Origin of the sequence: Tumidithrix helvetica PCC 7403, from assembly GCF_965232925.1 — a bacterium.
In the GTDB taxonomy this organism is placed as follows: domain Bacteria; phylum Cyanobacteriota; class Cyanobacteriia; order Pseudanabaenales; family Pseudanabaenaceae; genus Tumidithrix; species Tumidithrix helvetica.
The window spans coordinates 203,622-217,302 of the sequence record NZ_CBDDRA010000003.1 but is presented as its reverse complement, the minus strand read 5'-3'; the positions used below and the strand labels follow the sequence as shown (position 1 = coordinate 217,302).

Genomic DNA, 13,681 nt, shown 5'->3' with positions numbered 1-13,681 from the left:
ATAATCTATGACAAGTAAACCTGTTAGACATATTCTTGGGTTATCAGGTGGCAAAGATAGTACAGCTTTGGCGATTTGGATGAAGCAAAAATATCCAGAATTGCCAATGGAATACTTTTTCTGCGATACCCACAAAGAATTACCTGAAACCTATGATTACCTTAATCGCATTGAGGCTCGTTTAGGCATAAAGATTTCCTATCTTAGCCCTGAGAGAGGCTTTGACCACTGGCTAGATGTTTATGGTGGGGTCTTGCCCTCTCCAAAGATGCGCTGGTGTACTGACATGATGAAGATCAAACCTTTAGAGAAGTTTATCGGGACAGATGAAGCTGTTAGCTACATCGGCATTCGAGCAGACGAAAAGCGGGATGGTTATATCTCTACTAAGCCAAATATTAAGCCCGTTTTCCCCTTCAAAGAGGATGGGTTAGTTAAAACTGATATTTTACAGATTCTGGATGAGAGTGGTATTGGGCTGCCAGATTACTACCGTTGGCGTACTCGGTCAGGTTGTTTCTTTTGCTTTTTCCAACGTAAATATGAATGGGTCAGACTCTCAGAAGAGCATCCTGAATATTTTGCCCAAGCTGTAGAGTATGAAAGAAAAACTACGGAAGATCGGGGTTATCCCTATACATGGGTTCAGGGTGAAACTTTGTTAGAACTTATTGAGCGTAAGGATCAAATTATTGCCGATCATGAGAAATCGCTGCTAAGAGAGCAAAATTTATCGATTAAGCGATCGCTGGCAGAAGTATTAGAAACTGTTCTTGACGATCAGGATTTTGAGTTGCCATGTATGGCTTGTCACTTGTAACAATGAATTATTTTTATACTAAGTTAGTACAAAAGAGAAAATAAAATGCCTGAGCAAAAAGTTACTGAAGTAAGCCTAGAAATTGATCCAGGCAGAATAGTTTTTGGATTAAGCCGAATTGGTTATATTCCTGCAACTGCAATATGTGACATTCTGGATAATTCTGTTCGCGCAAAAGCCCAAAATATTTATATCCAAATTCTTAAGGAACGGGAAGATTTAAACGATAATAAAAAAAACAATATTAAAGAGTATCTTGTCATTGATGATGGTAAGGGAATGAATGAGACTGAGATGATAGAAGCTCTGAAACTAGGGTCTTCTGATCAGGCTTATGAAGCAAACTCGCTTTCTAAATTTGGACTTGGGTTAAAATCGGCAGTATTTTCGCAGGGAGAAGAATTACACCTCATATCATCACCAGGCGATACTCATCCATTCAAAAAATATATTGTATCTTTACCTGAGATTCAACAAGAGGGTAGGTATTTTGCTAAGTCACTTGAACTGACGGAAGATGACCAATGTTTAATTGATCAATATCTACCTTCTGGGAAGGGAACTATTGTGAGGATTGGAAAAGTTAGAATGGTCAATCATCCAAGCGTCAAGAAAACCACAGAAGAATTGACAACTAAAGTAGGAGTTATTTATTACTACTTTATGAGAGAAGACGACATAAAAATCTCAATCAATGATAAGAGTATTGAACCCTTTGATGTCCTTTTTATTGACGAAGCTGACTCAAATGGTAACTTGGACGAGAATTCTTGGGACGGGAAGACTGTAAAATGGATTGAGAAGCCGAAAGAAATCACTCTTGATTTGAGAGAAGCTGTTAAAGCTAAGATTGAAGTAACTCAGCTTCCTTATCCTCCAATATTTGATTTAGAAGAACGAGGAAAACGTAGCCAGGTTGCTAGTAAATATAAAATAGGAGCAGGCAATTATGGCTATTATGTATACCGCAACAAGCGGCTCATATCATGGGCAGAATCTTTTGACGGAATTATCCCTCAAGATCAAGATTTTTATGCCTTTAGAGGCAGAATTTTAATTGATGAAAGTGCTGATGATAGTTTCAATATTGATGTAAAGAAGTCTACATTAACTCTCTCCGATGAAGCTTATCGGGAAATTAGTGATCGTTCAGATGAGTACAAGAGAAAAAGTAAAAGAGCTTGGTTACGAGGAAACTTTTTGAAGAAAGAGTTTGAAGGGCAAGATCCAAATTTAACTGCGAATGAAATTGCTGCAGAGTTTGAGCCCTTAGATAGTCTCCCTGGTGAGCCGATTGCAACTCCTGCTATTGAGCGAGAAAAAGCTAAGAGAGGAAAAGAAGTTGAAGAAGAGATGCAAACTAAACTACGTCAAACTGCAGTTCAATTGAAAAGCGACACAGAAGGTAGAGAGGTTGATGATAGTGAGCTAGATGAGGATGATTTAGCGAAGGCTTTAAGAGAGGATACTAATCCAGCAGGTAACAAAATATATAAGGTTTCTAATGTCGAGGACAATGCTCTTTGGGAGCCTTATTATGACACCGACCATGGAGGGTGTGTCAGGATAAATAAGTTTCATAGATTTGCACGTCTGGTTTTTGAAGAAAATAGTGAAAATAAGGATCTTCAAGTAATGATCCAGCTATTATTACTTCAAATGTCTGATGCTGAAGTATATGCACAGAAAACCATTACATCTCTTGATCGAAAAGACGTTCAGCAAATAATCTCGGAGTATAGACGAATTATTTCAGAGTATTTAGCTGCAATGTGTAGACAGTTAGATGGTAAATTACCTCCACTGGGTCAGTCATAAGTTATGGTTAAAGCAAAGACACCAGTTTGGAGTATTATCTCGTCATGCTTTGATGGATACCGTAAAGCATACATTTACGTGTGGATATCGAAGAAGTGGCAAATCATCTATGTTGGACAAACAAATGATAAACGAGGCTCAATTGGTAGAGCCTTCAGTCATATTCAAAATAAAGGAACACTTCGTCAGAGATTTGAAGAAGAGGTCGGTGTAAAACTTGAGGAGGCAGATGATTTGATTCTAGTATCTTATCCACTTCCACAAGAACCAGAATATTTTGGAATAGAGACATCATATCGTGAGGCTATTGAATATCTTGTTCAGATTGGACTTCGAGATATCCGTGGCGATGTAGAACCAAAATTTCAAGTAATTTCCAACATTAGATGTAGCGATAGAACTTCTTCCCCTTTTATTAGGAAGTATGCCATGGAAATTGTCAAAAACTTCCAAGCTAACTATTCTGCTTCTTGATTAAAGATGACAGGTGTTTTTAGATTATTTGATTCAGATGAAATTTGATGACCTTCTATCAAGAGTTGATGATGAGGTACTACAGAATTTGCTTGGTAGTGCAGTATTGCGATCGCTTAGGTTACTTGACTCTAGTCTGACATCTCCAAGCCAATTGAGAGAAGTCCTACTAGAATTTCACAGCCCTGAAAGTTTACTTCTAAATGAAACAAGTCGTAGACAACTACTTGAGTTACTACGTCCAGAACAGGCAGAGATTTTAGCTTCGATTTTGTATGATGCTCCTACCAATGGTGATGTATTCAAAGCATTGAGAGAAGTAAAAATTCGTAAGAATTCTGAGCGAGAACGGGCATTATTTAACTTTTTTGAGTTATCTCTGCCAAAGCCTGAAATTATAGACGAAAATCCATCAACGGAGATTGCCCAACCACAGTATGCTCTTTTCGCTCATCAGCGTCATGCCATTCACAAGGTAAAGCAGTATCTATTGCAGGAGCCTAAAAGAGTGTTGCTTCATATGCCTACGGGATCGGGCAAAACTCGGACAGCAATGAATGTAATTTGCGATCGCTTACGTTCCCAAGAACCAACCTTAATAGTTTGGCTGGCATATAGTGAAGAGCTTTGTGAGCAAGCGGCAGTAGAATTTTTTAAGGCATGGAAGTTTCTAGGCGATCGCCCAATTAATCTCTATCGCTTCTGGGGTAATCACGAACTCGATTTAGCTGATGTGCGAGATGGCATAGTGGTTGCTGGACTCTCAAAACTATACAGTCGGGCTAAACGGAGTATTCAATTTATTAATCAATTGGGAAGTCGGAGTAGTTTGGTCGTAATTGATGAGGCACATCAGGCGATCGCTGAAACCTACAGCCTTGTTCTTGATAGCCTAGTTATCCCCTACGAGAGGACAGCATTATTAGGATTAACTGCAACCCCCGGACGTACTTGGTCAGATATTAATGCTGATGCAAAGCTTGCTAAATTTTTTGGACAGAATAAAGTCACCCTTGAAATTGAAGGTTACAGTAGCCCAGTCGAATATTTAATTGCCGAGCAATACTTAGCCAAACCCATATTTAAGTCCCTTCTATATCAAAGTGGATTAGAGCTAACAGAACGCGATCGCCTCCTTATCCAAGAAGAATTAGAACTACCGCAACATATTTTAAATCGTTTAGCTGATGATGAACAGCGCAATTTACGGATTTTACTTGAAGCAGAAAATTTAACTTACAGACATCGCCGTATTTTAGTATTTGCCATTTCGGTTAACCATGCCAAGCTTTTAGCTACGGTGTTGAAGGTAAGAGGACTAAAAGCAAATGTAATCACTGGCAGTACACCATCTTCAGAGCGCGATCGCTTAATCACAGAATTTAAGACCAACAGTCCAGAGCCACAAATATTATGCAATTATGGGGTATTAACTACTGGTTTTGATGCTCCACAAACAAGTGCTGCTGTGATTGCTCGTCCTACAAGCTCTCTTGTGCTTTACAGCCAGATGGTCGGGCGGGTGATTCGTGGAGTAAAAGCAGGTGGTAATGCAACCGCAGAAATTGTTACTGTTGTTGACAGTGGACTACCGGGGTTTGGGTCAATATCAGAAGCTTTTACAAATTGGGAAGATGTTTGGAGAAAAGACTAATGGCAAATAACCCACATGACATAGTACCCGCTCACTTAGCTGTTCAGGCGATGCGTGACAATGGCTATAAGAATGCTGCCTATGCGATTGCAGAATTGATGGATAATGCCATTCAAGCGAGTGCAACCAAAGTTGAGCTACTCTGTGCCGAGAAAAAAGAAATGGTTGCTAAAAGAGCAAGTTCTCGCATTTTTCAAATAGCTGTTCTAGACAATGGCACGGGCATGGATGCAAATGTCTTGCGTTTGGCTCTTCAGTTTGGAAATGGCACCTATTTGGATGAAGAAAAACACACAGGAATTGGCAGATTTGGTATGGGTTTACCCTCCTCCTCTATATCTCAATGTCAGCGTGTTGATGTTTGGTCATGGCAGAATGGTAGTGAAAATGCTTTGCATAGCTATCTTGACCTCAATGAAATTAGGCAGAAGAAATTAACAGAAGTCCCAGAGCCTAAAAACGATAAAAGAATTCCAGATTTTTGGAAGCAAGTTAGCAAAGGTTTTGAGAAAAGTGGCACTCTTGTTGTTTGGTCAGAAATTGATCGATGTATTTGGAAAACTGGGAAGACAATCATTGACAACTCAGAGTTTCTGATTGGCAGAATGTACCGCAAGTTTCTAGAAAATGGGCAAGCTTCTATTCGGATGCTGGCTTTTGATATAGACAATCACGGTAACAAAATATCTGAAAAAATAGCATCGCCTAACGATCCATCCTATCTCATGGCTAAAACATCCTGTCCTGAGCCTTTTGCTAATACCCCGATGTTTCAGGTTTGGGAAAGTGACTCTGCCTATGAAGCAACTTTTAAGATTGACTTTCGAGACAAAGAACATGAGGTTAAAGTCCGCTTCTCCTATGCAAAAGAAGAGGCGAGAACACCTCCTAAACCGGGAGTTAATCCTGGGAGTCTTCCGCATGGCAAGCACGCCGAGAAAAATGTAGGGATTTCCATTGTTCGCGCTGGGAGAGAACTTGAACTCGATCAGTCTTTGGTAATTAAGTACGATCCTACTGAACGATGGTGGGGAGTTGAGATTGATTTTCCACCCTCCCTTGACGACCTATTTGGAGTTACAAATAACAAACAATCAGCCCGTAATTTTGCAGAATTAGTCAAAATCGATCCAGAATCTCTATTGGAAGATGGTCTTACCATGGCTCAGCTAAAGGAAGAACTTAGAGATAACAACGATCCGAGAATTCCATTGTTCGATATAATTCAAAAAATTGATAATCAGATTAGAATTATTCGCCGATGGTTAACAGCACAGACTAAGGGAACTCGTCCATCTAGTCAGCGCCACGATGTACATTTAGCTGAGAAAGTAGCCACTACAGTAACGGAAAAGCGTAAAGAAGAAGGACATCCGGGACAGAGCGATTTAGATGAGACTTTACCAAAGGCAGTAAGGCAAGAAGCTATAGAGTTGACGCTCAAAGATGAGGGAATCGCTGAAATTAAAGCAAAAGAACTAGCTGCATCCACTGTCGATGACGGGCTAAAGTACACCTTTGTTGAAGCAGACTTAGAGACTGCTGCATTCTTCTCGGTCAAGCCTAGAGGTGGAGCTATCATCGTCACCTTAAATACAAGCCATCCCGCCTATAAAAATTTAGTCGAAGTCTTAGAAGAAGAAGTTGAAGGCGTTGATGCAGAAACTTTGCGATCGCGACTAACTAACTCACTTGACGGTTTAAAGCTTTTGCTCATGGCATGGGCACGTTATGAAGATGAGCAACCTGATGGTAAAAGACGGCAAGCAGCCCAAGATGCTCGTGTAGATTGGGGACGTATTGCTCGACAATTCTTAGAGCAAGATGAGTGAAGTTGGTAAACAGCTAGAAGACCTTTGTAGAGATTCTAAGAATGAGATTTTACTGGTAGCACCCTTTATCAAAGTCTCGGCTTTAACGCGACTATTTGGACATTTGTCGTCAAATATCTCAGTTAAATGCGTCACACGCTGGCATCTAGAGGATATTTTAGCTGGAGTTTCGGATATTGAAATATGGTCGCTATTTAGAGAAAGACAAGGGTCGTCTCTTTGGTTACGTTCTAACCTCCATGCTAAGTATTATCGAACTGACGATCGCTGCTTGGTTGGTTCAGCAAACCTAACGAATGCTGCTTTAGGGTGGTCAACCCATCCAAATCTTGAACTGTTAATTTCATCTCCTGCGATTCCATCCTTTGAGCAAGACCTATTTTCTGAATGTGTTTTGGTCGATCGAGACCTATATGAGCAAACATTCAAGACTATTGAACTGCTTAGAGATGATTGTCCTGAAGTTCCTACGACTATAGAACTTTTGAATACTCAAGATTCTACTTGGCTACCTAGACTTCGTAATCCAGAGGATTTATATATTGCCTATTGTGGAAACGGGACTAAGCTCAGTACAGTATCTCGTGAAGCTGCTTTAATTGACTTGCGATCGCTTCTAATTCCTAAAGGATTGCAAAAACAGGTCTTTGAAGTATGCGTAGGAACCCTTTTACTACAGAAGCCTCTTATACGGCAAATAGATTCATTTCTTGAATATCCACAGAGATTTGGAGCAGTAACTGAATTTATGCGGCGGTACGCATCCCGAAGGGAATCTCTCCCATGCAACCAGGCTGAAGATTTTGATGCTGATCGATCTTGGCAAACTCTTATGCGCTGGTTAAGATATTTTTTAAGCGATCGCTATGCCTTATCTGTACCCAATCACTCAGAAGTCTTCTACAGGTTGAAAAAAGATGAGTCATAAACCTATCTACCTTGACTATCATGCAACTACTCCATGCGATCAACGTGTAGCAGAGATCGTACTTCACTACATGACCAATACCTTTGGCAACGCTAGCAGCATCGATCACATCTACGGCGATAAAGCCGATATCGCCGTCAAGCAAGCATCAAAACAAATTGCAGATTTGGTGGGAGCTTTGCCCAGAGAAGTCATCTTCACATCTGGAGCAACAGAAAGCATCAATCTCGTCCTACAAGGACTTCCCAGTTCTGGGAAAAAGCGCATCGCCGTTTTACCTGTTGAGCATAAAGCCGTTCTCGATACCTGCGAAGTACTATCGAAGAAAGGGCTAGCTGAGATTGTATTCCTGCACGTCGATCGCCAAGGCAAACTAAACCTCAAGCATCTCGAACAAGTCTGCGCCGAGGGACTATCCTTGCTCTGCGTCATGGCAGCCAACAACGAAATCGGCACGATTTACCCCATTCAAGCAGTCGGCGCGATCGCCCAAAAATATAACATTCCTTTTCTCTGCGACGGTTCCCAAGCAGTCGGCAAAATCCCCATTGATTTTACTGAATGTGGAATTACTTACCTAGCAATTTCAGGACATAAACTCTATGCCCCTAAAGGCATAGGCGCATTAATTGTTAAAAAGGGGCATTATCTCGAACCCATAATTCACGGCGGTGGTCATCAGAAAGGAATGCGATCGGGAACGCTCAACGTGCCGGGTATAGCTGGATTAGGCGAAGCCTGCCGCCTACGTCAGTTAGAAATGGCAGAAGATGAAAAAGTAATTGCCACCAAGCGCGATCGCCTACAAACTCTCCTACAAGAAAGCATTCCCGATCTTGTAATCAATGGCGATCGCACAAACCGACTCGCAGGCAATCTTCATATTTCGATCCCTAGCATCCCCAATAAAGCAATTATCGCCAGAATCCGCGATCGCCTTGCCATCTCTACAGGTTCGGCTTGCTCCTCAGGCGTAGAAGCCCCTTCTCATGTTTTGCAGGCGATCGCCTTACCTGAAAATCTCATTGAAGGAGCCTTGCGTATTAGCATCGGTAAATTCACCACAGATGAAGAGTGCGATCGCGCTGCAAATATCTTGGCTGAGGCAGTTCATCAAGTTCGCCAACTCATATTAGTGTAAAAGTGGATGAGTATTCCAAGATAATACGAACATCACAGGAGCGATCGCTCCTGACCAGCTTGTTGTATTCTTGACGCACTATGTTTTAACAATAAACGAGCGGAGATAAAACAAGCTAATCCTTACGTAAGTTGCTAAAATATCAATATTAGCGAAACTAAGTTGAATTTATGCTTTAGAAGATTATTTTGAGTCTTAGAGCCTGAAAAGACTCTGAAACTATCAGGAGAATTAAAATGATTGTTGTAAGTCCTTTACTGACGCTTTCAGAATATCTTGAATACAATGACGGAACAGATGCACGTTATGAACTGGTAAATGGGGAGTTAGTCGCGATGGCTCAGCCTACAGGAATTCATGGAGGCATGAGCGAATTTGTTAATGATGCTTTTCGCTCAGAGATTCAACGTCGGCAATTGCCTCTGATCTCAAAACAAGAATTAATTGCTGTTCAAACAGGGCTTATAGGTGGCAAAATCACTTGTCGGATACCTGATGTTATGGTGGTTACCTCTGAGCAATGGAATGAAATCAAGTTCCGCGAAGCCGTGTTAATAGATTCTATTCCTTTACTGGTTGTAGAAATTGTGAGCGATAGTACTCGCAATATTGATTACCGAAAGAAACGAGCAGAATATAATGCGATCGAGATTCCTGAATATTGGATTATTGATTTTAGCGATCGCAAGGTTACTGTTTTACTACTCGAAGATGGACTTTATGAAGAGATAGTTTATCGAGAAGAAGAAAATATTAAATCTTTACTATTTACCGAGTTACAGCTAACACCCGATCGGATTTTCAATGTTTAGAATGAACTTGATTCCCTTTAGCCATCTAAAACATTTAGCTATTTATCTTCTGTGATTCCTAAAACTTCAATCAAGTTTTCTAGTTTCTTAATGCTTGGATCGCCTGCTAAATATCCAATCCCTCGATGGAGGTGGAGGCGAAACTGAGTAGCAAGGGTTTCTTTATTTGTTCCTAGTCCATCATTGTGGCAGCGTTGTTTGAGAGCGATCGCAAGAATATCTGACAGGTTGCCTGCAAAAACTTGCCAAGTCATCTCCACATTACTGTCTGCGGGAATGTTAATGATGGAAGGGGGAGTAGGCTCGGCTAAAGATTTGCATAATGCCCAACGACAGAGGACATTCCAATGTTCGATATGAGTAGTACGTTTGAGTTTGAGTAGTTGCTCTCTGGCAGTTTGGGAGAGACGAATGCGGTCAACAGGTGGTTCCATAGGTTAGTGATTGGTTATCGGTTGTCAGTTGTCAATTACCAGAAGTATCCCGATCGCACGAAGGTTCGGTTTGTAGATTCGTCATAATCTAAGAGGTATTCGTGGGCAATAAGGTTGTTTTGGCGGAGACGAGTTACTTCTTCTTTGCCAATTTCTGTGTCGGTAGAGAGTAAAATTACTTGTTGGCTGGCATTTGGGAAGTAGCGGTCTAAAAGATTAAGGCGATGGGATGAGTCCAGCCGACCGAGGGGTGTATCAATCACAATTGGTAATTGACAGCCTGAAACACGGGCTAATCCCCATAGGAAAGCGATCGCTAGCATTTGTTTTTCACCTGCTGAGAGGCGATGTTTGGGGACAGGCTTACCTTCTGCATTATAAAGTTCTAGCCGAAATGTATCAGGTGCGATCGTAATGCGATGAACGAGTCGAGATTTGTGCAAAAGATGTAGAAAGCATTCTGTGACACTATTTTCCAGTTGAGCAATTTTGTGAGCTGTGAGTTCTTTCCTAAATAAATCTAGCGTTGTTTGTACTTTGCCTACGGATTGGAAGAAAAATTCTAGATTGCCTCTTGCGACAATGGTTGTTCCATAGTTTTCTAGTTCTCTTTTGCTTGAGGCTAACTTACGTTCGAGAAGTGCTAAGTTCCGCTTAGTATCGTCTAGCTCATTTTCTAAGGATTCACAAATTGATTCAGCTTCTTCTTTCTTCTGTAAGAGCTGTTGATAGATTTCTGGGCTTGCAGCAGAGGCAATAACATTTTGTATTTGCATACTTTCGCGATCGCAGGATTCTAGCTTTTGCACTATAGAATTTGCTAAGGCAGCAGTTTGAGGTAAATCATATTCCAAGAGCGTTGAGAGTGCATGCAGTAGGTCGGAATCAACGCCTAGCAATGCTTCACCGTGCTGAGATTCATCTTCCAGTTGGGCAAGATCTGCCTCTAGAAACTCCTGAACTAAGCGGATATATTTTTTAGGGAAGTTTTGCTTTTGAATGAATTCAGATAATTTGCGATCGCGTTCTTTAATCAGATCTAGGGCAGCTTTGGCTTTTTGAAGATGTAGCTCTTTTTTACTTTGTTCGATTGCTTGCTCTAAAAGAGGAGATTTAATCAGCATCAGTGGTAAACAGGTTTCTGCCACACTTAGTAATTCCTTTCTCTGCCGATCGGCTTCTGCTCTCAGGTGCTGATAGCTTTGCTCTAGTTCTTGTTTGTCTCCCGCAGCTTTTCCACCCTTACGCATAAATTCGCGTTCGACTTCTCCTAAAGATACTTTAGCCGTTTCTAGATCGGCTTCCAGTTGGGTCTTGTGTTCTTCTTCTAATTCAATCTCTGCGGATTGTTGTGTAATTAATGTCTCAATTTCTGCAAGTTTACTAAAGGCTTCTGTATCAACGGATTCACGACGTTTTTTGCTGGCTAATACTTCTAAATCGATTTCTAAGCGATCGACTAGTTCTAGTCCTAGAATGGTACGAATGGCATCGACTATTCCTTGGGTCGGCGTGTCTTGTAAGGCAAGTTCTCGAACTTGCTCACCATCAAACAGAAATAAGCCTGAAATACCAATGGGCATGATCTCTTCGATAAATTCATCCCAAGTGTTCGTCAGGACTTCGTTATTCCAGCCATCGACACGAACTTCTAAAATATCGCGACCGTTTTTGGGTTGCTGCGTCCAGCGACGGGAGACAGAGATCGGGACTTGGCGAAGTTCGGATTTATTGAAACTGGCTTGCTCAAAAACTAGTTCAATCGTCGCCTCTTCACCCATTTTGGCATCACGATTCACGCTTTGAGACAAAAATTCGCCATAGCTTAGGTTCCCTCTCGTGGAGCATTGGGCTTTTGCACCATATAGTACGAGGCGTAATGCATCAATAAAGGTAGTTTTCCCACCTCCATTCAATCCTCCTAATAGAATGATAGGGGGATGTTCCTGATTGACTGAGACGGTGAGGTCAATGATGTGTCGCCCTTGATATGCACCAAAGTTTTGCAGAATTAATTCTCGAAAAATCAAGACTTTACCTCTGATGGTGCTACGGGTGCGCCAAATTTCATGGATGCCCAATTACTCGCTTTAGGTGAGGTCTCAGGTTCAGCACTCTTCTGTACTTCCCCTAGAGCTAGTTGACGCACTTTGTCAACATCTCCTTCTTGGGCAGCATCTTTAAGATCTTTGAAACGATGCGCATTTTCAAGTGCCTCTTCTTGAGAACGCGAACTGGTCTCGAAACATTTTTCTAGGGCTTCATAAATGCCAACCCGCCGCATTTTGCCGTAATGCTGTCTTTCTACACTTAGGAGTTTGGTAGTCAGTTCTAGATGCATGGCATTTTCACCGCAGAGGTTCGCAAGGATTTCCCATTCATCAGCTCCGAGCAGACTCTGGCTATCATTGGAATTGATGTCTTGAAATTTTTCGCCTGTTTCTTTGAGATAAATACGCGGAAGTGCGTCGTCAAATTCATGTTTGTCTTCGCGCCAAATTCGTCGAATTTCGCTGAGTTCGGCTTGGGTGATCAGTTCGATCGCTTGCATTTCGGGTGGTGCATTTTTGCGAGCAAGGGTTTGAGCTTTGAGCAACTCTCGGAGCCAATGTTCGCGCCATTTTTTTGTATAAGGCCCCGGAATTGGCTTCACTTCTTGCTTGCCGTCGTTGTTGTGGGTGAATAACTGCACGTTGCCGCTCATACGGCGAAAATCGCGTTTATCCCAATCATCGGGATTGTCTAGGGCGTTGCGTAGTTCAAGCAGGGGCTGCATCCATTCTTTTTCGTCATCGTTTTGAATCATTGCCTCCATGGATTTGTCTTTGTTGACTAAGGTGCAGACCCAGCAACCAAAACGTGAGTCACCACAGCTAGGGGTGCTGCTGTCAAGAACAAGGGGACATTCGTTATCGGCGGTTGCGCCGCGATACATGGTGAAAAGATCTTTATTACTGTTGCCCCAAGGATTGGGATACTGATGCAAATAGAGCCAAACCTCGTCGTTGCGCCAATCAGCAATGGGGCTATAGATCAAGGAGTTGGGTAGGCTGCCGTGGTAAAGCCAAGAGGTTAGCGTGCTGTCACCAATGCGATCGCCGATGCTACCGATTTCATGGTCGCTCATTGACCTAGATCGGCGAGTACTTTCAGCTTTGCGCGTGCCTAGTACGATGATCACTTCACCTTTGGCACGAACGATGTTTTGCACAAATTGGTTAGATGGCTTGATTTTGAGGCGTTCGGTACACCAGCGAAAGCCGTTACGGGGTGCGGGGTAGCCTTTACCAATGAGGTTGACCCAGAAGGTGTCTTTGACATCAGGAAAGAGTAAGTGGGACTCGATGGGCAACCCTTGCTCGATCGCAGCGGTTTGCATATTCGCGATCGATCGCTTTACCCATGTGGCAACGATCGGGTTTTCGACGCGGGTATCGGTGGTGATGACGTAGACCTGTTTAGTGCGTCGTTCGGTGGGTAATTGCTGGAGGGCTTGCCAAACGAGTTGTAGGGTGGTGGTGGAGTCTTTGCCGCCCGAATAGCCAATAATCCAAGGAATTTCGTCATGACAGTACAACTGCTGGATCTCAGTTATCAGCGCCTGAATGTCTTCGATTAACTGGGGTGTAGTGCGTTGGGGATCGGTCATGGTTATCAACTTGCCTTGTTTTCGGGATATCCCTATTACTGCTGTAGTCCATATGGACTACAAATAGTCTACGATAAACCATGGGGTAAAGATTTTGCTACATTCACTAGTTGATTTGC

Annotated in this window: 11 protein-coding genes; 8 read left to right on the top strand and 3 right to left on the bottom strand. The window is 42.1% G+C overall.

Features of this window, described 5'->3' with window-relative positions:
* Positions 1 to 7: 7 nt before the first annotated feature.
* The 8 genes from ACP2WE_RS04660 (at position 8) to ACP2WE_RS04625 (ending at position 9,479) form a co-directional block, all read left to right on the top strand.
* The gene (locus tag ACP2WE_RS04660; protein WP_425214421.1) at positions 8 to 820 is read left to right on the top strand and encodes a phosphoadenosine phosphosulfate reductase family protein; all 813 of its coding nucleotides are present in this window, start codon (positions 8 to 10) and stop codon (positions 818 to 820) included.
* Positions 821 to 865: 45 nt separating this feature from the next.
* Positions 866 to 2,638 carry an ATP-binding protein gene (locus ACP2WE_RS04655; RefSeq protein ID WP_425214420.1) on the top strand — a complete coding sequence of 591 codons (1,773 nt, stop codon included), beginning with the start codon at positions 866 to 868 and terminating at the stop codon, positions 2,636 to 2,638.
* A gap of 3 nt (positions 2,639 to 2,641) precedes the next feature.
* Positions 2,642 to 3,112: a hypothetical protein gene (locus ACP2WE_RS04650; protein ID WP_425214419.1), complete on the top strand. Its 471-nt coding sequence runs from the start codon at positions 2,642 to 2,644 to the stop codon at positions 3,110 to 3,112.
* A gap of 37 nt (positions 3,113 to 3,149) precedes the next feature.
* Complete coding sequence (locus ACP2WE_RS04645; RefSeq protein WP_425214418.1) at positions 3,150 to 4,766, top strand: DEAD/DEAH box helicase; 1,617 nt, start codon at positions 3,150 to 3,152, stop codon at positions 4,764 to 4,766.
* A complete protein-coding gene (locus tag ACP2WE_RS04640) occupies positions 4,766 to 6,598 on the top strand; it encodes an ATP-binding protein (RefSeq protein WP_425214417.1) in 1,833 nt (610 codons plus the stop codon). Before ACP2WE_RS04645 ends, ACP2WE_RS04640 begins: the two co-directional genes overlap by 1 nt.
* Positions 6,591 to 7,526 carry a phospholipase D family protein gene (locus ACP2WE_RS04635; protein ID WP_425214416.1) on the top strand — a complete coding sequence of 312 codons (936 nt, stop codon included), beginning with the start codon at positions 6,591 to 6,593 and terminating at the stop codon, positions 7,524 to 7,526. The genes ACP2WE_RS04640 and ACP2WE_RS04635 overlap by 8 nt, the downstream gene beginning before the upstream one ends.
* Positions 7,516 to 8,667 carry a cysteine desulfurase family protein gene (locus ACP2WE_RS04630; RefSeq protein ID WP_425214415.1) on the top strand — a complete coding sequence of 384 codons (1,152 nt, stop codon included), beginning with the start codon at positions 7,516 to 7,518 and terminating at the stop codon, positions 8,665 to 8,667. The genes ACP2WE_RS04635 and ACP2WE_RS04630 overlap by 11 nt, the downstream gene beginning before the upstream one ends.
* A 236-nt stretch (positions 8,668 to 8,903) precedes the next feature.
* Complete coding sequence (locus tag ACP2WE_RS04625) at positions 8,904 to 9,479, top strand: Uma2 family endonuclease (RefSeq protein WP_330486340.1); 576 nt, start codon at positions 8,904 to 8,906, stop codon at positions 9,477 to 9,479.
* A gap of 38 nt (positions 9,480 to 9,517) precedes the next feature.
* On the opposite strand, the gene dndE is transcribed toward ACP2WE_RS04625, so the two are convergent.
* From dndE to dndC, 3 genes are read right to left on the bottom strand one after another with little or no spacing between them, the layout of a single operon-like run.
* Positions 9,518 to 9,913: a DNA sulfur modification protein DndE gene (gene dndE, locus ACP2WE_RS04620; RefSeq protein ID WP_425214414.1), complete on the bottom strand. Its 396-nt coding sequence runs from the start codon at positions 9,911 to 9,913 to the stop codon at positions 9,518 to 9,520.
* Between the two features lie 35 nt (positions 9,914 to 9,948).
* The gene (gene dndD / locus ACP2WE_RS04615) at positions 9,949 to 11,943 is read right to left on the bottom strand and encodes a DNA sulfur modification protein DndD (protein WP_425214413.1); all 1,995 of its coding nucleotides are present in this window, start codon (positions 11,941 to 11,943) and stop codon (positions 9,949 to 9,951) included.
* Positions 11,940 to 13,562 carry a DNA phosphorothioation system sulfurtransferase DndC gene (gene dndC, locus ACP2WE_RS04610; protein WP_425214412.1) on the bottom strand — a complete coding sequence of 541 codons (1,623 nt, stop codon included), beginning with the start codon at positions 13,560 to 13,562 and terminating at the stop codon, positions 11,940 to 11,942. Before dndC ends, dndD begins: the two co-directional genes overlap by 4 nt.
* Between the last annotated feature and the right edge of the window lie 119 nt (positions 13,563 to 13,681).